Origin of the sequence: Pseudomonas sp. SDI, from assembly GCF_003105155.1 — a bacterium.
Lineage (GTDB): Bacteria > Pseudomonadota > Gammaproteobacteria > Pseudomonadales > Pseudomonadaceae > Aquipseudomonas.
The window spans coordinates 1-22301 of record NZ_QETK01000035.1 but is presented as its reverse complement, the minus strand read 5'-3'; the positions used below and the strand labels follow the sequence as shown (position 1 = coordinate 22301).

At 59.9% G+C, this 22301-nt stretch carries 21 protein-coding genes; 14 read left to right on the top strand and 7 right to left on the bottom strand.

What is annotated here, in order from left to right:
• The first annotated feature begins 178 nt into the window (after positions 1-178).
• From gabD to DCO48_RS19710, 3 genes are all read left to right on the top strand, one after another.
• Positions 179-1621 carry an NADP-dependent succinate-semialdehyde dehydrogenase gene (gene gabD / locus DCO48_RS19720; RefSeq protein WP_116552284.1) on the top strand — a complete coding sequence of 481 codons (1443 nt, stop codon included), beginning with the start codon at positions 179-181 and terminating at the stop codon, positions 1619-1621.
• 180 nt (positions 1622-1801) lie between these two features.
• The gene (gene gabT / locus DCO48_RS19715; protein WP_116552283.1) at positions 1802-3085 is read left to right on the top strand and encodes a 4-aminobutyrate--2-oxoglutarate transaminase; all 1284 of its coding nucleotides are present in this window, start codon (positions 1802-1804) and stop codon (positions 3083-3085) included.
• 135 nt (positions 3086-3220) lie between these two features.
• Complete coding sequence (locus tag DCO48_RS19710) at positions 3221-4429, top strand: response regulator (protein ID WP_116552282.1); 1209 nt, start codon at positions 3221-3223, stop codon at positions 4427-4429.
• A 42-nt stretch (positions 4430-4471) separates the two neighbouring features.
• On the opposite strand, the gene DCO48_RS19705 is transcribed toward DCO48_RS19710, so the two are convergent.
• Entirely contained in the window at positions 4472-5461 is a 990-nt protein-coding gene (locus DCO48_RS19705; RefSeq protein ID WP_116552281.1) for a sensor domain-containing diguanylate cyclase, read from the bottom strand.
• A gap of 139 nt (positions 5462-5600) precedes the next feature.
• A complete protein-coding gene (gene desA / locus DCO48_RS19700; protein ID WP_116552280.1) occupies positions 5601-6785 on the bottom strand; it encodes a delta-9 fatty acid desaturase DesA in 1185 nt (394 codons plus the stop codon).
• A gap of 149 nt (positions 6786-6934) precedes the next feature.
• Between desA and dibA the strand changes: the two genes are divergently transcribed.
• The 11 genes from dibA (at position 6935) to DCO48_RS19640 (ending at position 17521) form a co-directional block, all read left to right on the top strand.
• Positions 6935-8830 (top strand): phosphodiesterase DibA, encoded by a 1896-nt coding sequence (dibA, locus tag DCO48_RS19695; RefSeq protein WP_116552279.1) that lies wholly within the window; start codon positions 6935-6937, stop codon positions 8828-8830.
• A 298-nt stretch (positions 8831-9128) separates the two neighbouring features.
• The gene (gene oscA / locus DCO48_RS19690; protein WP_116552278.1) at positions 9129-9311 is read left to right on the top strand and encodes a sulfur starvation response protein OscA; all 183 of its coding nucleotides are present in this window, start codon (positions 9129-9131) and stop codon (positions 9309-9311) included.
• 54 nt (positions 9312-9365) lie between these two features.
• Positions 9366-10373 (top strand): sulfate ABC transporter substrate-binding protein, encoded by a 1008-nt coding sequence (locus DCO48_RS19685; RefSeq protein WP_116552277.1) that lies wholly within the window; start codon positions 9366-9368, stop codon positions 10371-10373.
• An 86-nt stretch (positions 10374-10459) separates the two neighbouring features.
• Positions 10460-11278: a sulfate ABC transporter permease subunit CysT gene (cysT, locus tag DCO48_RS19680; protein ID WP_116552276.1), complete on the top strand. Its 819-nt coding sequence runs from the start codon at positions 10460-10462 to the stop codon at positions 11276-11278.
• 14 nt (positions 11279-11292) lie between these two features.
• Positions 11293-12165 carry a sulfate ABC transporter permease subunit CysW gene (cysW, locus tag DCO48_RS19675; RefSeq protein WP_116552275.1) on the top strand — a complete coding sequence of 291 codons (873 nt, stop codon included), beginning with the start codon at positions 11293-11295 and terminating at the stop codon, positions 12163-12165.
• Positions 12166-12168: 3 nt separating this feature from the next.
• Positions 12169-13158 carry a sulfate/molybdate ABC transporter ATP-binding protein gene (locus DCO48_RS19670; protein WP_116552274.1) on the top strand — a complete coding sequence of 330 codons (990 nt, stop codon included), beginning with the start codon at positions 12169-12171 and terminating at the stop codon, positions 13156-13158.
• A gap of 588 nt (positions 13159-13746) precedes the next feature.
• Positions 13747-14550 (top strand): energy transducer TonB, encoded by an 804-nt coding sequence (locus DCO48_RS19660; RefSeq protein WP_116552273.1) that lies wholly within the window; start codon positions 13747-13749, stop codon positions 14548-14550.
• Between the two features lie 28 nt (positions 14551-14578).
• Complete coding sequence (locus tag DCO48_RS19655; protein ID WP_116552272.1) at positions 14579-15301, top strand: MotA/TolQ/ExbB proton channel family protein; 723 nt, start codon at positions 14579-14581, stop codon at positions 15299-15301.
• A gap of 1 nt (position 15302) precedes the next feature.
• Complete coding sequence (locus DCO48_RS19650) at positions 15303-15704, top strand: biopolymer transporter ExbD (protein WP_045201768.1); 402 nt, start codon at positions 15303-15305, stop codon at positions 15702-15704.
• A 221-nt stretch (positions 15705-15925) separates the two neighbouring features.
• The gene (locus DCO48_RS19645) at positions 15926-16507 is read left to right on the top strand and encodes an alpha/beta hydrolase (RefSeq protein ID WP_116552271.1); all 582 of its coding nucleotides are present in this window, start codon (positions 15926-15928) and stop codon (positions 16505-16507) included.
• A gap of 63 nt (positions 16508-16570) precedes the next feature.
• On the top strand, positions 16571-17521 hold the full coding sequence (locus DCO48_RS19640; RefSeq protein ID WP_116552270.1) for a sigma 54-interacting transcriptional regulator: 951 nt from the start codon (positions 16571-16573) through the stop codon (positions 17519-17521).
• Between the two features lie 840 nt (positions 17522-18361).
• Here DCO48_RS19640 and DCO48_RS23030 read toward each other — a convergent pair.
• From DCO48_RS23030 to DCO48_RS19620, 5 genes are all read right to left on the bottom strand, one after another.
• The gene (locus DCO48_RS23030) at positions 18362-19411 is read right to left on the bottom strand and encodes an RHS repeat-associated core domain-containing protein (RefSeq protein WP_256584119.1); all 1050 of its coding nucleotides are present in this window, start codon (positions 19409-19411) and stop codon (positions 18362-18364) included.
• 229 nt (positions 19412-19640) lie between these two features.
• Entirely contained in the window at positions 19641-20252 is a 612-nt protein-coding gene (locus DCO48_RS22625) for a hypothetical protein (protein WP_133247624.1), read from the bottom strand.
• Complete coding sequence (locus DCO48_RS19625) at positions 20249-21016, bottom strand: RHS repeat-associated core domain-containing protein (RefSeq protein WP_371919530.1); 768 nt, start codon at positions 21014-21016, stop codon at positions 20249-20251. The genes DCO48_RS22625 and DCO48_RS19625 overlap by 4 nt, the downstream gene beginning before the upstream one ends.
• 311 nt (positions 21017-21327) lie before the next feature.
• Complete coding sequence (locus DCO48_RS22620) at positions 21328-21777, bottom strand: hypothetical protein (protein WP_133247623.1); 450 nt, start codon at positions 21775-21777, stop codon at positions 21328-21330.
• Positions 21771-22301: RHS repeat-associated core domain-containing protein (locus DCO48_RS19620; RefSeq protein WP_133247622.1), on the bottom strand; the 531-nt coding region annotated here is incomplete at its 5' end. The genes DCO48_RS22620 and DCO48_RS19620, both read right to left, overlap by 7 nt.

Below are 22301 nucleotides of genomic sequence, written 5' to 3'. Positions count from 1 at the left end.
TATACCTGTCGTTGATCTGAAATTCGCCACGGGCAGTCGGGATTTTGTTCTTTTTTTCGAACACCCTATTGTCCTTTTTTGTCGTTGATCCTAGGATTCGTTTGAGATTTCAAACGCTCTCCTTTTTTACAATCAATAATTCGCCACGTTCCTACGCGGTGCAGTTAAGGAAGCCGACATGCAGCTTAAAGACGCCCAGTTGTTCCGCCAGCAAGCCTTCATCAACGGTGAGTGGCTGGACGCGGACAACGGTCAGACCATCAAGGTGACCAACCCGGCCACCGGCGAGACCCTCGGCAGCGTGCCGAAAATGGGCGCCGCCGAAACCCGCCGCGCGATCGAAGCGGCCGACAAGGCCCTGCCGGCCTGGCGTGCACTCACCGCCAAAGAGCGTGCCGGCAAGCTGCGCCGCTGGTTCGAACTGATGATCGAGCACCAGGACGACCTGGCCCGCCTGATGACCTCCGAGCAAGGCAAGCCACTGGCCGAAGCCAAGGGCGAAATCGCCTACGCCGCGTCGTTCATCGAGTGGTTCGCCGAAGAAGCCAAGCGCGTCTACGGCGACACCATCCCGGGCCACCAGCCCGACAAGCGTCTGATCGTCATCAAGCAGCCAATCGGCGTGACCGCGGCCATCACCCCGTGGAACTTCCCGGCCGCGATGATCACCCGTAAAGCCGGCCCGGCTCTGGCCGCTGGCTGCACCATGGTGCTCAAGCCCGCTTCGCAAACCCCGTACTCGGCCCTGGCCCTGGTTGAGCTGGCCACCCGCGCCGGTATCCCGGCCGGCGTGCTGAGCGTGGTCACCGGCAGCGCCGGCGACATCGGCAGCGAACTGACCGGCAACCCGATCGTGCGCAAGCTGTCCTTCACCGGCTCGACCGAAATCGGTCGTCAGCTGATGGCCGAATGCGCCAAGGACATCAAGAAGGTTTCCCTGGAGCTGGGCGGTAACGCACCGTTCATCGTGTTCGACGACGCCGACCTGGATAAGGCCGTCGAAGGCGCGATCATCTCCAAGTACCGCAACAACGGCCAGACCTGCGTCTGCGCCAACCGCATCTACGTGCAGGACGGCGTCTACGACGTGTTCGCCGAGAAGCTCAAGGCGGCAGTGGCCAAACTGAAGATCGGCAACGGTCTGGAAGAAGGCACCACCACCGGCCCGCTGATCGACGGCAAGGCTGTGGCCAAGGTTCAGGAACATATCGACGACGCGGTCAGCAAAGGCGCCAAGGTACTGAGCGGTGGCAAGCTGATCGAAGGCAACTTCTTCGAGCCGACCATCCTGGTCGATGTGCCGAAGTCCGCTGCCGTGGCCAAGGAAGAAACCTTCGGCCCGCTGGCGCCGCTGTTCCGTTTCAAGGACGAGGCCGAAGTGATCGCCATGTCCAATGACACCGAGTTCGGCCTGGCATCGTACTTCTATGCCCGCGACATGAGCCGCGTATTCCGTGTTGCCGAAGCGCTGGAATACGGCATGGTCGGGATCAACACCGGCCTGATCTCCAACGAAGTTGCCCCGTTCGGTGGTATCAAGGCCTCGGGCCTGGGCCGTGAAGGCTCCAAGTACGGCATCGAGGACTACCTGGAAATCAAATACCTGTGCATCAGCGTTTGATGCGCCGGTAACGTTTTGCCTCTGCCAGCGGGACGCGAGAGCGACGTCTCGCTGGCCTTTTTTACACCGGAACATCCGGCAGCCTGGCCCCTGCAGCAGTCGATCAACGCATGCTGCTGCAGTTGAACACCGGCCGCCCAGACTGAATCGCGCCACCCCAGGTGGCGAAATGAGGACACTATGAGCAACAAGACCAACGAATCCCTGATGCAACGTCGCGTCGCCGCTGTTCCACGCGGTGTTGGCCAGATCCACCCGATCTTCGCCGAGTCGGCGAAAAACGCCACCGTTACCGACGTCGAAGGCCGCGAGTTCATCGACTTCGCCGGCGGCATCGCGGTACTGAACACCGGTCACGTGCACCCGAAAATCATTGCGGCGGTTGAAGCGCAGCTGCACAAGCTGACCCATACCTGTTTCCAGGTGCTGGCCTACGAGCCATACGTCGAGCTGTGCGAAAAGATCAACGCCAAGGTGCCAGGCGACTTCGCCAAGAAAACCCTGCTGGTTACCACCGGTTCCGAAGCCGTTGAGAACGCCATCAAGATCGCCCGTGCCGCCACTGGGCGTGCTGGCGTGATCGCCTTCACCGGCGCGTACCACGGTCGCACCATGATGACCCTGGGTCTGACCGGTAAAGTCGTACCTTACTCGGCCGGCATGGGCCTGATGCCAGGCGGCATCTTCCGCGCTCTCTACCCGAACGAGCTGCACGGCGTGAGCATCGACGACTCGATCGCCTCCATCGAGCGCATCTTCAAGAACGACGCCGAAGCCCGTGACATCGCCGCAATCATCCTTGAGCCAGTACAGGGCGAAGGTGGTTTCTACGTGGCGCCGAAAGAATTCATGAAGCGTCTGCGTGCCCTGTGCGACCAGCACGGCATCCTGCTGATCGCCGACGAAGTACAGACCGGCGCTGGCCGTACCGGCACCTTCTTCGCCATGGAACAGATGGGCGTCGCGCCTGACCTGACCACCTTCGCCAAATCCATCGCTGGCGGCTTCCCGCTGGCCGGTGTGTGCGGCAAAGCCGAATACATGGACGCCATCGCCCCAGGCGGCCTCGGCGGCACCTACGCCGGTAGCCCGATCGCCTGCGCTGCGGCCCTGGCCGTGATGGAAGTGTTCGAAGAAGAGAAGCTGCTGGAGCGCAGCCAGGCCGTTGGCGAGCACCTGGTTGCCGGCCTGCGCAAGATCCAGGACAAGTACCCGATCATCGGTGACGTGCGTGCCCTGGGTTCGATGATTGCGGTGGAAGTGTTCGACGCCAAAGGCTCGCACACCCCGAACGCCGCTGCCGTGGCCTCGGTTGTGGCCAAGGCGCGCGACAAGGGTCTGATCCTGCTGTCGTGCGGCACCTACGGCAACGTCCTGCGTATCCTGGTACCGCTGACTGCGCCAAACGAGCAGCTGGACCAAGGTCTGGCGATCATCGAAGCGTGCTTCGCTGAACTCGCATAATCTGTGATGCAGTAGAAAAAAACCCGCTTAGGCGGGTTTTTTTTCGCCCAAAGCCAGGCATGGGCGCTAAGGTTGCCTGAAGGAGACACCGAGGAAGGTGCACAGGAACGCGTGCCGAGCTGCCAGGAGAGACCGATGACTGTTGTAGACATAGGCGCTGCACCCTGCGTATTGATCGCCGAGGGCGATCCATGGGTGCGCGACATGCTTACGCAGATGCTGTTGAGTGTGCGCTGCGATGCGCGCCTGCAGGTCTGCGCCAATGGCCACGAGGCGCTCGCCGCGCTGGCCAGCCAACCGGACCTGATCATTGCCGCGCGCGAGCTGCCGGGCCTCGATGGCCTGGAACTGCTGCGCAACGTGCGCGCCAAGCGCCGCCAGTCGACCTTGCCGTTCATTCTGATCAGCAGCCGTAGCGACAGCGCCAGCGTGCGCGAAGTGTTGCCGTTGGCGCCCACAGCGTACCTGAGCAAGCCGCTGGACATGGACTCGCTGCGCCGCCGGCTGGAAGCGCAGTTGCTCAAGGTCGGCGAGGAAGTCGCCTGCCCGGTGCAGCCGTTGCGTCCAGGCATCACCTTGTCGCGCTATCTGGAAGACCACCGCGCCAGCGCCGACGGTGGGCCGCTGATTGCCGATGTGAAGCAGGCGGTGCAGCGGGCGTTGAACCCGCAGGGGCTGAACCTGAAAGTACTGGAGGAAGAACTGCGCGGCGACCCGCAGATTACTGCGGTGCTGATTGCCGCGGCCAACAGTGCGGCGCTGCATCGCGATGGCGCGGTGCAGACCCTGTTACAGGCACTGAACAAGCTGGGCACCACGCAGAGCATGAACCTGGTGCTGGGGCTGACCCTCAAGCGCAGCGCCCGGCTCACCGACCCACTGCTGGCGCAGTACGCCGAGCGTTACTGGGACATGTCGCTGCACACGGCCGAATACGCCCGCACGCTGGCGCGGATGCTCGAACTGGAGCAGGAGCGTTGCTATTGCGCCGGGTTGCTGCATTGCCTGGGCGACCTGGCACTGCTGCGCGTGTTGCAGGAGTGGAAGCTGGCGGGTGGGGCGCTGGATGAGGATGCCATCGAACTGTCGTTGAACGAATATGGTGCCGCCTATGGCTCGGCGCTGCGTACGCGCTGGCGTCTGCCGCTGGAGCTGCGTGAGTTGATTGCCTCGGTGTATCAGCTTGGCGGCGGGGTCTATCAGCGCGAGGATCTGGTGATGAACCTGTCCGGGCAACTGGCGCGCCTACCGGCGGATCAGGGCCTGGAAGGGCTGGCCGACAGCCGCACAGCGCGGCTGCTGCAGGTCGGCATGGCGGAGCTGGTGCGGTTGCGTAAGGTCTAGTGACTCAAGCGCGACGCATAGCCCTGTAGGCGTGCTTCAAGATTAGCCCCGCACAATCTGGTTCTTGCCCTGGCGCTTGGCCTGATACATCGCGGCATCCGCCCGGGCAAACAGGCTGTCGAGCACCTCGTCCTGGTCGTTGATCGCCGTCAGACCCTGGCTCACCGTCACCCCGAACACCTGCTCTTCGTGGCTAAAGCTCAAGCGTTGAATCTCCCGCTGCAAACGCTCGGCAACCTGCATCGCCATCTCCGGCGGGCAGCCCGGAAACACCGCTGCAAACTCCTCGCCACCAATTCGCCCGAACAGGTCGCCCCGACGCAACACCGCGCGGCCGCTGTCGGCGATGCGCTGCAACACGTGATCGCCTTCCTGGTGCCCGTAGGTGTCGTTGATCCGCTTGAAGTCATCGATATCCAGCAGCAGAAACGCCAGCGGCGTCTGCTCCAGCCGGGCCTTCTCGAACGCCTGGTGGGCGCACTCGAAAAAGTGCCGGCGGTTGCTGCTCTGGGTCAGCACGTCGGTGGTTGCCAGGCGCTGCAGCTCGCCTTCGAGCTGCTTCTTGTCGGTGATGTCTTCGGCAATGCCAACCACGATCAGCCGCTGCCCGTTGTCGGCCTGCTGGTTGATGAAGCATTTGTCGCTCAGCCAGCGGATCTGTCCGTCGGCGGCAATGATGCGGTATTCGCGGTCCTCCACCGCGCCCTTGATCAGCACGTCGGCCAGGCTGCGTTCGGCATAGTCGAGGTCGTCCGGGTAGATGCTGTCGCGCCACTCGTTGGCGTCTGCCAGCAACAGCGCTGCCGAGCGCCCGAAGATCCGCTCATAGGCCGGGCTTACATACAGCACCTGCCGAGTTTCCCAGTCGAATGCCCAGAGCACTGCATTGACGCTGTCGAGCAGCGAGCTGAACAGCTGCTCGCGCTCGCTCAGCCGCGCCACTTCGCCTTGGGCGTGCATCAGGGCCAACAAGGTTTGCGCAGTATCGGGAGGCGGGGGGTAAGACGGAAACGGCGGGTTCTTCTTGACCATTGGCACGCTACTTCTCGAATGGCAGGGCGTGCGGCCACGACCCGGCCCGCCACGCAGGCGATATGCCAAGTCAGAGTAAAAAAACAGGTACAAAGTTCCAGTCGGCGCGCCCCTGGGCGGGGCACGCCGATCAACGGCATCAGGCCAGGGCGGGGCGTAACGAGTAGGTTTTCAGCTGCGCGGCGAAGTCGCGCAGCGAGTGGATACCGCTGGCCTCGGCTTCGTGTACCCAGTCTTTGATTGCCGCCAGCATGTCGTGGCCGTTGGCGCTGGTGCGGGCCCAGATCTGTTGCAGGGCCAGGCGTTTCTCGTAGATGGTTTTCAGCGACTGGCTGTGCTCGAGCATGGTCTGGATGCGCGCATGGTGGCGCTCCTCAAGCAGGCTGGTTTCCCGCGACAGCAGGCGCTTGGCCCGACGGAACTGGTGGCGTACCGAGTCGTCGACCTTGGCCAGCTCCTGCTTGACCAGTGGTGCGATTACCAGCTTGCGGTACTGCGCCATGATCTGGAAACGGTTGTTGAGGATCGCCATGGCGGTATCCATGTCGAGTTGGCCCTTGCCTTCGACGCGGTGGGCAATCGGCGCAACACGCTGCACCTTGGCCAGGCGCAGCCAGGTGAACAGCTTGATCCAGGCCCAGCCCATGTCGAACTCCCAGCGCTTGACCGAGAGCTTGGCCGAGTTCGGGTAGGTGTGGTGATTGTTGTGCAGTTCTTCACCGCCAATGATGATGCCCCACGGCACCAGGTTGGTGGCGGCGTCGCGACATTCGAAGTTGCGGTAGCCCAGCGCATGGCCTAGGCCGTTGACCACGCCGGCGGCCCAGAACGGAATCCACATCATCTGCACCGCCCAGATGGTGATGCCGATGGTGCCGAACAACAGCAGGTCGATGACTGCCATCAGGGCAATACCGCCGAGCTTGTAGCGCGAGTAGAGGTTGCGCTCGATCCAGTCTTCCGGGCAGTTCTTGCCGTAGATGCGCAGGGTTTCCGGGTTCTGTGCCTCTTCGCGGTACAGCTCGGCGCCTTTGCGCAGCACGGTACCCAGGCCCTTGATGACCGGGCTGTGCGGGTCGTCGACGGTTTCGCACTTGGCGTGGTGCTTGCGGTGGATGGCGGTCCACTCGCGGGTGTTCTGCGCCGTGGTGAGCCACAGCCAGAAACGGAAGAAATGCTTGAGCCCGGCGTTCAGTTCGAGTGCGCGGTGGGCTGAATAGCGATGCAGATAAACCGTTACCGCGACGATGGTCACGTGGGTCATCAGCAAGGTGACCGCCAGCAATTGCCAGGCTGACAGGTCGAGTAAACCGTAGTACCACATAGGCGGTAGAGCCCTCGTAGGCGAAAGGAACAGCGGGAAGTATTATCCCTGTGCGTTCAAATAAAACCAGTCGGCCTTTTAGATAGGAGGTCACTGGGTGTTTCTGCCCTATAATGCCCCACATTTTGGTGTGGGCTTAGACGACGCTTATGTCCGTTTCCGTTCGCGACGCCTTGCGCATGGCCGCGCTCTACTTGATGCTTGCGGTCCTCTGGCTGGTGTTGTCTGATCAATTACTGAACAATCTTTTCGATGACCCGGCCGACCTGGTGCGCTGGCAATGGGCCAATGGCTTTGCCTGGGCGGGTCTCAGCGCGTTGTTGATTTTCGTCTCGCGCTTCCGTTTGCTCAAGTTCATCGGCGTGGGTGCCCGGCTGCGCCGCGAAGACCGCGAGCGCCTGCGGATGGCCGCAGCGGTGTTCGACAGCACCCAGGAAGGGGTGCTGGTGAGTGATCGCGACGGCATCATTGTGCACGTCAACCGCGCGTTCATGCAGATCACCGGCTATCAGAAGGATGAAGTGCTGGGCCAGCGCCCGAGCAAGTTCAAGTCCGGCCGTCACGACCTGGCGTTCTACCAGCAGATGTTCGCCATCCTCGCCGAGAAGGACGAGTGGAGCGGGGAAATCTGGAACCGTCGCAAGAGCGGCGAGGTGTACCCGCAGTGGCAGACCATCTGCGCCATCCGCGACGACAGCGGCGAGCTGACCCACTATGTGGCGGTGTTCAGCGATATCAGCGCGATCAAGCATACCGAGCGCGAGCTGGCCTACCTGGTGCACCACGATCCGCTCACCGACCTGCCCAACCGTCTGCTGTTCAACGACCGCGCCGAACAGGCACTGACTGCCGCGCAGGCGAACAAGCGCGGCTGCGCGCTGTTGCTGATGGACCTTGACCATTTCCAGAGTATCAACGACAGCCTCGGCCACAACACTGGCGATCAGTTGCTCAAGGCGGTTGGCGAGCGCCTGGAGGGCCTGGTGGGCAGCGGCGTGACCCTGGCCCGGCTGGGTGGCGACGAATTTGCCGTGCTGGCTGAGAACTGCTCGCAGGTGGGCCAGGCGGCAGCGTTGGCGCAGAACATCATCGATGGCCTGAAGGAGCCGTTCCAGCTCGACTGCCATCGCTTGTTCACCAGCGTGAGTATCGGCATCAGCCTGTTCCCCAGCGATGCGCTGAGCGCCGAACAGTTGCTGCGCAACGCTGACTCGGCGCTGTTCAAGGCCAAGCAGAACGGCCGCGCCGGCTATGCGCTGTACACCGAAGAGCTCACCGCCCACGCGCAGCAGCGAGTCGAGACGGCCGGCGAACTGCGCCGGGCGCTGCAGCAGGAAGAGCTGCGGGTTTACTACCAGCCGGTGCACGACCTGCTGTCCGGCAAGATGATTGGCGTCGAGACGCTGGTGCGCTGGCAGCATCCGCAGCGCGGCCTGGTACCACCGGGCGAGTTCATCCCGGTGGCCGAACGCACTGGGCTGATTGCCGATATCGACACCTGGGTGATGCGCCAGGCCTGCCAGCAGATGGTCGAATGGCAGACGCAGGGCAAGCGGCTCGATTTTGTCGCGGTGAACGTTTCCAGCCGACTGTTTGCCCATCGCGACCTGTACCCGCAGGTGGCGCAGGTGCTGCATGACACCGGGCTGGATCCGGCGTGCCTGGAGGTGGAAGTCACCGAGAGTGCGGTGATGGAGGACCCGGAGATTGCCCTGGAGCAGTTGCATCGGCTGCGCGAACTGGGAATTCGCCTGGCCATCGACGATTTCGGTACGGGGTATTCGTCGTTGCTGCGGCTCAAGCGTTTGCCGGTGCAGAAGCTGAAGATCGACCAGGGCTTTGTCGCCGGCTTGCCCGGTGACGAGGACGATGTGGCGATCGTGCGGGTGATCATCGCCCTGGCGCGGAGCATGGGCATGCAGATTCATGCCGAAGGTATCGAGCAGGCGGAGCAGGCGCGCTTCCTGCTGGAGCAGCAGTGCGACATGGGCCAGGGCTACTGGTACGGTCGCCCCGTGCCGGCGCAGCAATTGCGCTGGGCCTGAGTCTTACGCTGCCTTTGTAGGCGCTGGCTTGCCTGCGATCTGCTGCATCGCAGCAGCAAATCCGGTTTGCTCGGTGTGTCAGGGGTAACGGGGCTGAGGTTTACGGCCGCTTCACAGCCGATCGCAGGCAAGCCAGCGCCTATAGGTGATGGCTCTCATCTGTAAAGTTTTTGGTTATATAAAAATTCTTAAATAGTATTTTTAAGAATATTCAACCCTCTCTAAGATTGCCCCATCGCCAGGCGCAGTCGCTCCCGCACATGCACTGCACGGCACCCCTTCTCACAGGAGCACGAGCATGAGCGCATCTCTGCGTAGCGTTGACGGTCAGGACGAAGCCACCATTCTGCGTGAAATTCAGGCCGCCTTGCGCGACCTGCGCTTCGGTGCGGTGGAGATCACCGTGCACAACGCCCAGGTCGTGCAGATCGAGCGCAAAGAAAAGTTCCGCCTGCAGAACTCGGGCACCAAGCCCAGCTGAAGCATTGCCTCACGCGCCACCCCATTAGAAAAATAGCCAATCGGGAGCTTCACCATGTCCATTCGCCGTTTTGCCCTGGCCGCGCTGGCCAGTGCCGTGTTTGCCGGTTCCGCCATCGCCAAGGATTACGAACTGCTGAACGTGTCCTATGACCCAACCCGCGAGCTGTATCAGCAGTACAACGCCGAGTTCGTCAAACACTGGCAACAAGCCCACCCGGATGACAAGGTGAAAATCCAGCAATCCCACGGTGGTTCGGGCAAGCAAGGCCGCGCGGTGATCGACGGCCTGCGCGCCGACGTGGTGACCCTGGCCCTGGCCGGCGACATCGACGAAATCGCCAAGCTGGGCAAAACCCTCCCGGACAACTGGCAGAGCCGTCTGCCGGACGCCAGCACCCCGTACACCTCGACCATCGTGTTCCTGGTGCGCAAGGGCAACCCGAAAGGCATCAAGGACTGGGGCGACCTGATCAAGCAAGACGTATCGGTTATCACCCCGAACCCGAAAACCTCCGGCGGCGCCCGCTGGAACTTCCTTGCTGCCTGGGCCTACGGCCTGAAAACCGGCGGTAGCGAAGCCAAGGCTCAGGAGTACGTGAAAGAGCTGTTCAAGCACGTCCCTGTGCTGGACACCGGCGCGCGCGGTTCGACCATCACCTTCGTCAACAACGGTCAGGGCGACGTGCTGCTGGCCTGGGAAAACGAAGCCTTCCTGGCGCTCAAGGAAGACGGTGGCGCCGACAAATTCGACATCGTCGTGCCGTCCCTGTCGATCCTCGCCGAGCCACCGGTGGCCGTGGTCGACAAGAACGCCGAGAAGAAAGGCAACGAAGCCATCGCCAAAGCCTACCTTGAACACCTGTACAGCCCGGCCGGGCAGAAGATTGCCGCCGAGAACTTCTACCGTCCGCGTGATCCGAAAGTCGCCGCCGAATACGCCAAGCAGTTCCCGAAACTGGACCTGGTGACTATCGACAAAGACTTCGGTGGCTGGAAGACTGCGCAACCCAAGTTCTTCAACGATGGTGGTGTGTTCGACCAGATCTACACGGCGCAGTAAGTTTGCCGGCCGCTAGCAACGCCGTTCAGTAGCCAGCATGGGCCCGGGACTCGTCCCGGGTTTCGTGCGTTCAACCAGGGACCTTTATGTCACGTCGTATCTCCCCCGTCATACCCGGCTTCGGGCTGACGCTGGGCTACACCTTGGTGTACCTCAGCCTGATTGTGCTCATACCGCTGGGGGCCATGTTCGTACACGCCTCGCAGCTGACCTGGGAGCAGTTCTGGGCCATCGTCAGTGCGCCGCGCGTGCTTGCGGCGCTCAAGCTGAGCTTCGGCACTGCCCTCTACGCCGCCATCATCAACGGTATCATCGGTACCCTGCTGGCCTGGGTGCTGGTGCGCTACACCTTCCCCGGGCGCAAGATCATCGATGCGATGATCGACCTGCCGTTCGCCCTGCCCACCGCCGTGGCCGGTATCGCGCTGACCGCGCTGTACGCGCCGAGCGGGCTGGTCGGCCAGTTTGCTACCGACCTCGGCTTCAAGATCGCCTACACGCCGCTGGGCATTACCCTGGCGCTGACCTTTGTCACCCTGCCGTTCGTGGTGCGGACCGTGCAACCGGTGCTTGCCGACATCCCGCGTGAGGTCGAAGAGGCGGCGGCTTGCCTGGGCGCCAAGCCGTTGCAGGTGTTCCGCTACGTGCTCGCGCCAGCGCTGTTGCCGGCCTGGCTGACCGGTTTTGCGCTGGCCTTTGCGCGTGGCGTTGGCGAGTACGGTTCGGTGATTTTCATCGCCGGCAACATGCCGATGAAAACCGAGATCCTGCCGCTGCTGATCATGGTCAAGCTCGACCAGTACGACTACACCGGCGCCACGGCCATCGGCGTGCTGATGCTGGTGGTTTCCTTCATCCTGCTGCTGCTGATCAACCTGCTGCAGCGGCGCATCGAAACCCCTTGAAGGAGGCCTTGCCAATGTCGACGTCTACCCTGGGCGCAGCCGCTTCGGCGAATGCCGCCCGTCGTGGCAGCGCGGTGTCGCGGCGCGTTCTGATCAGCCTGTGCTGGCTGGTGTTCGCGCTGTTCCTGCTGCTGCCGTTGTTCATCGTGGTCTCGCAGGGCCTGAAAGGCGGGCTGGGGACCTTCTTCGAAGCGATCTTCGAGCCCGACGCGCTGTCGGCGCTCAAGCTCACGCTGATTGCCGTGGCCATCTCGGTGCCGCTGAACCTGGTGTTCGGGGTCAGCGCGGCCTGGTGCGTGAGCAAGTACAGCTTCCGCGGCAAGAGCATCCTGGTGACCCTGATTGACCTGCCGTTCTCGGTATCGCCAGTGATTGCCGGCCTGGTCTATGTGCTGATGTTCGGCGCGCAAGGGTTGTTCGGGCCGTGGCTGCAGGATCACGACATCCAGATCGTCTTCGCCCTGCCGGGCATTGTCCTGGCGACCATCTTCGTTACCGTACCGTTCGTGGCCCGTGAACTGATCCCGCTGATGCAGGAGCAGGGTACCCAGGAAGAAGAGGCTGCGCGCCTGCTCGGGGCCAATGGCTGGCAGATGTTCTGGCACGTGACCTTGCCGAACATCAAATGGGGTCTGATCTATGGCGTGGTGCTGTGTACCGCGCGGGCGATGGGCGAGTTCGGTGCGGTGTCGGTGGTGTCCGGGCATATTCGCGGGGTGACCAACACCTTGCCGCTGCACGTCGAGATTCTCTACAACGAATACAACCATGTCGCGGCGTTTGCCGTGGCCAGCCTGTTGCTGATCCTGGCGCTCTTCATCCTGCTGCTCAAGCAGTGGAGCGAGTCCCGCATTAACCGCCTGCGCCATAGCGCAGCGGAGGAATAATTCATGTCGATCGAAGTTCGTAACGTCAGCAAGCGCTTCAACGCTTTCCAGGCTCTGGACAGCATCAACCTGGATATCCACAGCGGCGAGCTGGTGGCCTTGCTCGGCCCTTCCGGCTGCGGCAAGACTACCTTGCTGCGAATCATCGCCGGGCTGGAAACCCCGGATGCAGGCAGCATCGTGTTTCATGGCGAGGATGTCTCCGGGCATGACGTGCGGGATCGCAACGTCGGTTTCGTGTTCCAGCATTACGCGCTGTTCCGCCATATGAGTGTGTTCGACAACGTCGCCTTCGGCCTGCGCATGAAACCCAAGGGCGAGCGTCCGAGCGAGAGCAAGATTGCCGAGAAGGTGCATGAGCTGCTGAACATGGTGCAACTGGACTGGCTGTCGGACCGTTACCCGGAGCAGTTGTCCGGTGGCCAGCGCCAGCGTATCGCGCTGGCCCGGGCGCTGGCGGTGGAGCCGAAGGTGCTGCTGCTGGATGAGCCGTTCGGTGCGCTGGATGCCAAGGTGCGCAAGGAACTGCGCCGCTGGCTGGCGCGGCTGCACGAAGACATCAACCTGACCTCGGTGTTCGTCACCCACGATCAGGAAGAAGCCATGGAAGTGGCGGACCGTATCGTGGTGATGAACAAGGGTGTGATCGAGCAGATCGGTTCGCCGGGCGAGGTGTATGAGAACCCGGCCAGCGATTTTGTCTATCACTTCCTGGGCGACTCGAACCGGCTGCACCTGAGCGAGGATCATCATGTGCTGTTCCGCCCGCACGAAGTGTCGCTGTCGCGGCATGAGGTGGAGGGGCACCATGCGGCGCAGGTGCGCGATATCCGGCCGCTGGGCGCGACCACGCGGGTGACCTTGAAGGTTGAGGGGCAGAGCGAGCTGATCGAGGCCGAAGTGGTCAAGGATCACGACAGCCTGACCGGCCTGGCGCGCGGCGAGACGTTGTTCTTCAAGCCGAAGGTGTGGCAGCAAGTCGGGAATATCTGAGGCCTTTCGGGCCTCATCGCGGGACGAGCCCGCTCCCACCGTTGTCCGGTGTGCACCTAATCCTGTGGGAGCGGGCTCGTCCCGCGATGCTTTTCCTACACTGCCAGGTGCTCCCGGCTACCCCCTCCAGCGCCTGATCCGTACGCAAAATCTGCTCGGTCATCGCCTCCGCCAGCGATGACAGGCGTAACCGTGCCCGGCTGATAATCCCGTAGTGGGTGCACAACGTCTCGCCGCCGCCGACCCTCTCTCATGCAAGGATGCCCCATGCACGCCGGAAGTGGCCTTGCAATCGGGCGCCGCAGCACCTCGCGAACCCCCGGTGTGACCGGCCGTAAAGACTCCTGAAGGCGGTTTTTCCATGCCTTTGCCGAATACTTTTCATGCCGGCAAAGCATGGAAAAACACCCGAACGACGGCAGCCCTTGAACGACGTGGGCCAGAGCGATTCGGTGATTCCGTATATTCCATTAAGTTCTATATATAACTTTAAAGATTACTTTAAGAGATAAGCGGTTCGCGGCGATCATCCGTCCCACAGAAGGCCGTTGCCTTCGATGGAATGCACCAACCCCCAGGAGTTGAGCAATGGGTAATGTCCAGACCGCCGCCAGTGCAATCGATGTGCTGTGGCGCCAGGCGCCAGGTGGCGAGCTGGTCGACCTCGGTCGGCCGCATCGGCTGCCGCTGGCGCAGCAGCGTTTGCAGCGTGCGCCACGCAGTCCGCTGTCGCGCCGCGAGAAGGTCCTGCTGGGGGTTTTCGCCTTGGTCTTGCATGGTGCGGTGGCCTACTGGGTCAGCCAGAAGCCGACCCCGCTGTTGCCGGTGGTACCGCCGGAGATTCCGCCGATGACCATCGAGTTTTCCCAGCCGGCACCGCCGCTGGTGGAGCCGCCGCCACCTGCGCCGGCGCCAGCGGTAGTCGAGCCGCCACCGCCAGTGGTCGACGAACGGGCGGCCAAGCCTGCGCCCAAGCCGATCCCCAAGCCCAAGCCCGTGCAGAAGCCAGTGCCCAAGCCTGAATTGAAGCCGACGCCCAAGCCCCTCGACGCACCGCCACCCGCCCCGGTGGCCGCGCCGGCACCGCCAGCACCAGCGGCCCCGGCGCCGGTAACGCCGGCTTCGGCCAACGCGGCGTACCTGAAGAACCCGGCGCCGGAGTACCCGTCGTTGGCCCAGCGCCGCGGCTGGGAAGGCACGGTGCTGTTGCGGGTGCAGGTACTGGCCAGCGGCAAGCCCGGCGCGATCCAGATTCAGCAAAGCAGCGGTCGTCAGCAGTTGGATGACGCGGCCCTGGCGGCGGTGAAGCGTTGGAGCTTTGTCCCGGCCAAGCAAGGCGATGTGGCCCAGGATGGCTGGGTCAGCGTGCCGATCGATTTCAAGATTCGTTAACTATTCGCGCTAAGAGAGAGCACTCGACATGACTGTATTGGCATCCCCCCTCGAATCCATCGAAAGCGCGGTGATCTGGCTGCTGGTGGGCTTTTCTGTCGTCACCTGGGGCCTGGCCCTGGTCAAGGGCGTGCAGTTCGTTCGCCTGAAAAACCAGGACAAACGCTTCCATAAAAAATTCTGGGCGGCATCGAGCCTCGACTCGGCCGCCGAGCTCAGCCAGTCGCAGCCGGGCGCTGCGGCCCGTGTGGCCCAGGCCGGGTATGCCGCCATCGCCGTGGGCGAGCCGGGTCAGGCCGCGGACCTGAGCCAGGCGATCAATCATCAGGACCGTCTTGAGCGGGCCTTGCGTCAGCAGATCGTGCGCGAACGCCGTTCGCTGGAAACCGGCCTGGCAGTCGTCGCCAGTATCGGCAGCACCTCGCCGTTCATCGGCCTGTTCGGCACCGTGTGGGGGATCATGGAAGCGCTCAAGGGCATCAGCGCGGCAGGCTCGGCGAGCCTGGAAACCGTGGCCGGGCCGATTGGTGCGGCATTGGTCGCCACCGGTGTCGGGATTGCCGTCGCGGTGCCGGCGGTGCTGGTTTACAACTATTTCCTGCGGCGCCTGAAACTGACCGCGGCCGACCTCGACGACTTTGCCCATGACTTCTACAGCCTGGCGCAGAAGAGTGCGTTCCGTGTGCTGGTGCACCCGGCGCTGAACAAGGCGGCTGCGGTGGCTGGCCAGCCTGTGAAGGAGGCGTCCTGATATGGCGTTTTCTACCCAGGACAGCGATGAGGTACTCAGCGAGATCAACGTGACGCCGCTGGTGGACGTGATGCTGGTGCTGCTGGTGGTGTTTATCGTGACGGCGCCGTTGTTGACCAACGCCATCCCGATCAACCTGCCGAAGACCGAGGCGGTGGCGCCGGTGGAGCAGAAGGACCCGTTGGTGGTGAGTATCGATGGCGGCGGCAAGCTGTTCATCAACAAGGACGAGATCCAGCCGGATCTGCTCGAAACCAACCTGCAGGCGGCCAAGGCCAAGGACCCGGAATTGCGCGTGCAACTGCAGGCCGATGACGGGGTGAATTATGGGGAAGTGGCGCGTGCCATGGCCTCGATCGAGCGGGCGGGGATTACCAAGTTGTCGGTGATCACGGCGCGTTGAACTAGCGGCTCTCAGGCAAGACTTCAGGGACCAGTCCTCAGGCAGGGGGTGGTCCCTTTTTTTATTGTGCTGGGCCTGAATGTAGTCTTCCGTGGGAGCCATGCTGACCGTGTTTCGTTAAGTCGTTTCAGTTATTAATAAATAGCTTCTTATTCCTTTACGAATATATCCCTCGCCCTATACTGCCTCTCAAGTACGCAAAACGAGCAGGAGGCGTCCCCATGCGCAACACGTCGATCCGTTACCTGATTGTGCCGGGCTGGCAAGGATCGCCAGACGATCATTGGCAAACCCACTGGCAGAACAGCCTGCCCAACAGCGCTCGGGTCGAACAGCGCGACTGGCTGACGCCGCGTCGTGAAGACTGGGTGGCCAGCCTCGATCGAGCCATTGCCGCTGCCGACACGCCGGTCATCCTGATTGCCCACAGCCTCGGTTGCATCACTGTTGCCCACTGGGCCGCGCATGCCAGCGTGGCGCGTCTGCGTCAGGTGCGTGGGGCCTTGCTGGTGGCGCCGGCGGATGTCGAGCGGCCGACCTGCCATGCGGCGCTGCGCAACTTCGCGCCGATCCCGCAGTCCCTGCTGCCGTTCCCCAGCCAGGTGGTGGCCGCCGACAACGACCCGGCCGTGAGCGCGCCGCGGGCGATGCACCTGGCCCGGGCCTGGGGTGCGGAAGCCGGGATTCTGGGAGGGGCCGGGCATATCAACGTCAAGTCTGGTCATCATCGCTGGGAGCAGGGTTTTGCCTACCTGTATCGCCTGCAGAGCCGCCTGGAGCAAAACGCCCTTCGCCGCGCCTGATCCAGGCGCCGTATTCGTCGATTGAAACGCCCGGGCCCTGTGGTGCCGGGGCGGGAGTTTGCCATGAGCCTTCACGACACCTACGGTCAGCCGCTGCTGACTTTTCCGGAGCTCGACAAGAGCCCGCTGAGCATCCGCGCCAAGGCGCTGGTGTTCGTCGACCCGCGTTCGCGTCAGCTGCGCGCCGACCTTGAGCAACTTGCGCCATTGGCCTTACCGGTGCTGATTCGCGGCGAAACCGGCACCGGCAAGGAATTGCTGGCCCGGCAGATCCACCGCGCCAGTGACCGTGGCGGCCTGTTTGTGTCGGTCAACTGCGGCGCCATCAGCCCTACCTATGCCGATGCCGAACTGTTCGGTTACAGCGCCGGCAGCCATAGCGGCACGGCGAGTAGCCGGGCGGGCTGGTTTGGTTCGGCGAATGGCGGCACCTTGTACCTGGACGAGATTGCCGACTTGCCGCTGCCGATCCAGACCAAGCTGCTGGCGGCACTGGAGAACCGCGAAGTGACCCGCGTGGGGGCGCAACAGCCGAACCCGGTGGATGTGCGCCTGGTGGCCGCGTCGAGCATCGACCTGGCGCAGGCGGTGGCGGCGGGCAAGTTTCATGAACGCTTGTATCACTATCTGCGCGAAGGCCAACTGGAGCTGCCGGCGCTGCGCGAACGGGTCGGCGACATTCTGCCGCTGGCCGAGTACTTCATCGGCATCTACAGTCCGCGGCTCAACCTCAGTGTCCCACCCTTGCTCAGCGACGGCGCCCAGCACGCCTTGGAGCGGCACAGCTGGCCGGGAAACACACGGGAGCTGGAGAACATCATTCACTTTGCGCTGTTGGTAAGCAGCGGGGAGGAGATCCTGGAACAGCATCTGAATCTGCCGGAGACGCTGTCGCCGCTGGCGGCGTTGGAGCGGCAGGTGGAGTGGGTGTTGCGCGGTAGTGAGGAAGAGCGGGGTGGGTTGAAGCGTTTGCTGGAGCGGGCGGTGGCGCGGTTGGCGGGGGACAATGGGTAGGCTTTAGCGCTTTTCAGCGCCTGTCTCACTAGGCGCTGTATGTGCAACTGTTTTGAAACGCCTTTATTGCTTTTAAAGAGCTTTGATGCTGGCGGTGAAATGCGGGTTAAGCGCTGAATTTTTCCCAAGGGGCATAGCGGAACTCACCGTCAATAGGGATAAATTTTATTCCTTGAAGTTTTCTGAGTTCATACTCATCTCTAAATTTACCTGAGCAGACAAAATCTTTTAATTCTAGGCAGAAAAATAGAGGCAGAGGGGAGGGGGAGATAACAAATTTTTCTATTTTTCATAATAAGTATCACTTTCTTGGGTTGAGGTTGAGGCGAAGTCATCCTTGGTGTAGATGGAGAGGTCTTTGTTCATCAATTCTATTCGAGAAAGAGGGATGAATAAGAAGTGTTTTTTCTTGGGTGTCACTCCGTGAAGTAGTGTGATTTTAACAGGCCTAGAAAAATAGGAGACTGACAAGTTTTTGCAGATTTCAATAATCTCCTCGGAGGCAAGCAGGCGATTTGTATCGAAGTCAACTTCATATTTCTTTAGTTTCGCTTTTAATAAATATGCTTTTGAGAATTTTTGATGGCTGGGTTTTCACTGGATAGATGAATTGATGGTAGTTTAGGTGTCCATTTAGCATCGGTAAAGAATGGGGCACTATCTCCGTCAGGATTATATTCGACTGCGAAGAAGCTAGGCGTTTTCATAGTAGCCTTCCTGTGACGTTGTCAACGGTGAATTTACCGTTTTCTAACCCTGTTCTTGCCCACCGCTGAATTTCTCTTATGCCTAGAGCCAACTGAGTATCTGAAATGCTGACTGCACCTCTGTTAATAAGCTTCAGCTTGTTTTCGACGGCATTAGTGTACTGTTCATACCTGGACCAATGCCCAGGTGATCCCATTTTTTAGCTAGTTTTGACGAGCTAGGTAAGAAATGACCATTGGAAGCGCCATCGCCACTCCACCCAATGCCTTTCAAGCGTGTGAACATATTTTTGAAAATAGCGTCATTTACTAGTTTTTCTGGGATTAAGTGATGATTTGCCATCCCACCAAATCGCCGTGCTCCCATATTGTTGCCCAGCTTGGTCGAGCACCAACCCCAAGGATCAATGGTCCCGGTTGGGTTCCGCCCGTACCGGTATAAATTCACCCCTCCCGCCAACCCAATCGGATCCTGCGTAGTAAACCGCCTCACCCCCGGGTCGTAATAGCGGAAGGTGTTGTAATGCAGATACGTTTCCGCGTCGTAGTACTGCCCCTGCAAGCGCAGGTTCTGTTCCAACTGCGTTGGCGTTTTTGCCTCGACCCGGCCCCACGCCTTATAAAACCCGCGCCAGACGAACTGCCCGCTCTCATCGGTCATGTCCAGCGGCGTACCGAGCTGGTCGGTGTGGAAGTAATAGCGCTGGGCGCGGCGTTCCGGCTGGAGCGGGTCGGTGTCGATGCGTGCCAGCGGTGCATAGCTGTCCGGCTCGTACACATACAGGCTGTGCAGCTCGCGCTTGTGCTCCATCAGCATGCGCAGGCCTTGCCAGACAAACGCCGTGCGCTCGGTTTCCGGCTCATCCCGGTCATGCAGGGTGACGTCCTTGGCGATGCGCCGACCGAGGCAGTCGTAGTGATAGCGCCCCTCGCGCAGCAACCACGGGCCCTTCCAGGTCTTGGCATGGATCAGGCGGTTCTCGCAGTCGTACTGGAAACGCTGGAAGGCGTCGTTGCCCTGGTTGCCGTAACCCTTATGGCTCAGGTTGCCCCAGCTGTCGTAGCGGAACTCAAGATGGCCGAAACCACTGAGGCGATTGCCCGGCGCTTCGCGAAAATTGAACGCCGACAGCGAGATATTGCCCGGTGCGTCGTAGCTGAAATCCTCGTTCTGCAATGCCACCGGCGAACGCCGGATCTCACGGCTGCGCAGGTTGCCGGCGGCGTCGTGTTCGAACTGCTGGCTCCGGCTGAGCTCCAGATGGTCCTCACGGGAGTACTCGGTCGACTCAACCAGCAGCCCGCGCCGGTTGTAGCGGTAATTTCGGCGTAGGCGACTGGAGTTATTTTTATTTCTATAACTTGTGGTTGACTGTTTTTAAAGAGCGAAGAATCAAACTATTAGTCACAGGTCAAGAGTAGAAGTCCCCCCATGGGTCATAGCGAAAATTTTCATCAATAGGCGTGAATTCAATTCCAATAAGATCTTCTTTTTCGTATTCTTCTTTGAGTTGTTTGGAACAAACCAGCTCCTTTATTTCAAGGCAGTAAAATAGGTGCTCGGTTGGGGTCGGGCGAGTCACGAATTTGTCGATGCGCTCGTAGTAAGTATCCCCTTCCGGATCTTGTCTGTCACTTAGTGGTGACGTATCCATTATGAAAATAGATAGGCTTTCGTCCATTATTCTAATTCGAGTGGTGGGGATAAATAGAAACTGTTTTTTTTGCGGGACTTTGTGCCGATGAAGCGATATCGCCACGGGTCTAGAAAGATAATTAACTGACAGGTTTTTGCATATGGCAATCATTTTTTCTGAAGCTAGAAACTGATCTGGATTATAGTCGGCGTCATAGCTTTCAGTTCTTGCCGAAACATGATAATTTGTGGAAAAATGTTTTTCATCGATAGTGATACTAGGCAGGTGGACCGATGGCAAATCTGGGGTCCAGGTTGTCCCGAAAAAGTATGGGCATTTTTTACCGTCAGGTTTGTACCTTAATATGTAGAACTCTATAGTGGTCACATTAATTTTCCTGTGATTTTATCAGTGATAAATTTTCCATTTTCCAAGCCTGCATTTGCCCAGCCTTGCAAGGCTCTTATGCCAAGTATCAACTGCGTATCTGAAAGCCTCCCTTGATTGGAGTTGATCCAAGATAGCTTGTTTTTTACCGCCTCCGTATATTGTGGGTGGTTTGACCAGTGTCCTGGAGCTCCCATTGCTTTAGAAAGATTTCGGCTTCCCGGTAAGAATTTTCCGTTAGACGCTCCGTCACCATCCCAACCAATATTCCTTAAGCGCTTGAACATATTTTTATACGCAGGGCTTTTCATTATTTCCTCAGGTATGAGGTGATGATTTGCCATCCCATCAAATCGCCGTGCTCCCATATTGTTGCCCAGCTTGGTCGAGCACCAACCCCAAGGATCAATGGTCCCGGTTGGGTTCCGCCCGTACCGGTATAAATTCACCCCTCCCGCCAACCCAATCGGATCCTGCGTAGTAAACCGCCCCACGCCCGGGTCGTAATAGCGGAAGGTGTTGTAATGCAGATACGTTTCCGCGTCGTAGTACTGCCCCTGCAGGCGCAGGTTCTGTTCCAACTGCGTTGGCGTTTTTGCCTCGACCCGGCCCCACGCCTTATAAAACCCGCGCCAGACGAACTGCCCGCTCTCATCGGTCATGTCCAGCGGCGTGCCGAGCTGGTCGGTGTGGAAGTAGTAGCGCTGGGCGCGGCGTTCCGGTTGTAGCGGGTCGGTGTCGGTGTCGGTGTCGGTGCGTGCCAGTGGCGCGTAGCTGTCCGGCTCATCCTGGTCATGCAGGCTGACGTCCTTGGCGATGCGTTGGCCGAGGCTGTCTTAGTGGAAGCGACTGGTCAGTGCACCTTGGGTACGCAGGACCTCCTAGTGTAGATGGGAGAGAGCGGCTAAGTTGTGATAGAAGTGATCTTCAAGGTGCTTTTTATTTTTTGATATCGTTATTTTAACTAGATTCTTGAGAGGATAATTCTTGGGGCGGTCGAGAGTGTTTCGGGCTCAGCATAACTCTTACAATGCTACGCCGGAGAGTAGGCTCGACCAAGTTTCATGGGTTTGCTTCATCGGGGGCAGGCACAAAGCCATTTCAATATTTGAGATGCATATTTTTTTGATCCCGGTATCCGTATATCTCCAAGGTATCGCTCTAAGTGCTGCTTTCCTTTCTTTGCCATGATTATTTCTAGTATGTTATTTAGTAGGTAATCTCTTGAGTAGCCACAAAATATTGTTGCTTCGGGGGCATCTGGTAGTCCTGTATCATCGTCAATTCCATGTGTTTCGTGGTATTTTCTTACGCTGTAGTCGGCAAGTTCTTTGAGTTGAGTTAACGTGGCTTTAACTTCCTCGATAGTGGCGCCAGCTGCTCTAAGTTTTTTTTCAGCAAAGTTTGCGGATGTGTCGGTGTAGTTCGGGTTAACTTGGATATTGTTGGGTAGGCTGAAGTCTGACAGAATTTTTTTGTATTCATTGCTATTAATGAATTCGATTATTTCTTTTGCGGCTACCATGTGTCGATCCCTCTGATTATTTTAATAAGCTCATGTCCGGTGTGGCGGAATGCGTCTACTGCTTCATGCTCCCACGGAGTAACAATCTCTAAGTTACTTATTTTGTGCACGCCAGCGCCACCAAACCGTTGTGGAACACTTGAGTGATGCAGTTCCAGAGGGAAATCTCTGATTTTTTCGGCTCCAGTCTTTCGGCTAGCAACTTTAGCAGTGAATTTTGGCGCTTTTCCCAGCGTCATCCTTGCGATATTCGCTGGAGAATAGACGCGGCTAGGATCTTTCGCTTCGCTCTTCCAGACGTTTTTCCGCGCAGTACTCCAGCATTCCCAACCCCACGGATCAACCCACCCCGTAGGATTCACCGCATACCGATAAAGATTCACCCCTCCCGCCAACCCAATCGGATCCTGCGTAGTAAACCGCCCCACCCCCGGGTCGTAATAGCGGAAGGTGTTGTAATGCAGACACGTTTCCCCGTCGTAGTACTGCCCCTGCAAGCGCAGGTTCTGTTCCAACTGCGTTGG

Excerpts from the sequence above, each read along its gene's own strand:
- gabD (WP_116552284.1), top strand. The coding sequence starts at position 179 with ATGCAGCTTAAAGACGCCCAGTTGTTCCGCCAGCAAGCCTTCATCAAC.
- gabT (WP_116552283.1), top strand. The coding sequence starts at position 1,802 with ATGAGCAACAAGACCAACGAATCCCTGATGCAACGTCGCGTCGCCGCT.
- DCO48_RS19710 (WP_116552282.1), top strand. The coding sequence starts at position 3,221 with ATGACTGTTGTAGACATAGGCGCTGCACCCTGCGTATTGATCGCCGAG.
- DCO48_RS19705 (WP_116552281.1), bottom strand. The coding sequence starts at position 5,461 with ATGGTCAAGAAGAACCCGCCGTTTCCGTCTTACCCCCCGCCTCCCGAT.
- desA (WP_116552280.1), bottom strand. The coding sequence starts at position 6,785 with ATGTGGTACTACGGTTTACTCGACCTGTCAGCCTGGCAATTGCTGGCG.
- dibA (WP_116552279.1), top strand. The coding sequence starts at position 6,935 with ATGTCCGTTTCCGTTCGCGACGCCTTGCGCATGGCCGCGCTCTACTTG.
- oscA (WP_116552278.1), top strand. The coding sequence starts at position 9,129 with ATGAGCGCATCTCTGCGTAGCGTTGACGGTCAGGACGAAGCCACCATT.
- DCO48_RS19685 (WP_116552277.1), top strand. The coding sequence starts at position 9,366 with ATGTCCATTCGCCGTTTTGCCCTGGCCGCGCTGGCCAGTGCCGTGTTT.
- cysT (WP_116552276.1), top strand. The coding sequence starts at position 10,460 with ATGTCACGTCGTATCTCCCCCGTCATACCCGGCTTCGGGCTGACGCTG.
- cysW (WP_116552275.1), top strand. The coding sequence starts at position 11,293 with ATGTCGACGTCTACCCTGGGCGCAGCCGCTTCGGCGAATGCCGCCCGT.
- DCO48_RS19670 (WP_116552274.1), top strand. The coding sequence starts at position 12,169 with ATGTCGATCGAAGTTCGTAACGTCAGCAAGCGCTTCAACGCTTTCCAG.
- DCO48_RS19660 (WP_116552273.1), top strand. The coding sequence starts at position 13,747 with ATGGGTAATGTCCAGACCGCCGCCAGTGCAATCGATGTGCTGTGGCGC.
- DCO48_RS19655 (WP_116552272.1), top strand. The coding sequence starts at position 14,579 with ATGACTGTATTGGCATCCCCCCTCGAATCCATCGAAAGCGCGGTGATC.
- DCO48_RS19650 (WP_045201768.1), top strand. The coding sequence starts at position 15,303 with ATGGCGTTTTCTACCCAGGACAGCGATGAGGTACTCAGCGAGATCAAC.
- DCO48_RS19645 (WP_116552271.1), top strand. The coding sequence starts at position 15,926 with ATGCGCAACACGTCGATCCGTTACCTGATTGTGCCGGGCTGGCAAGGA.
- DCO48_RS19640 (WP_116552270.1), top strand. The coding sequence starts at position 16,571 with ATGAGCCTTCACGACACCTACGGTCAGCCGCTGCTGACTTTTCCGGAG.
- DCO48_RS22620 (WP_133247623.1), bottom strand. The coding sequence starts at position 21,777 with ATGGTAGCCGCAAAAGAAATAATCGAATTCATTAATAGCAATGAATAC.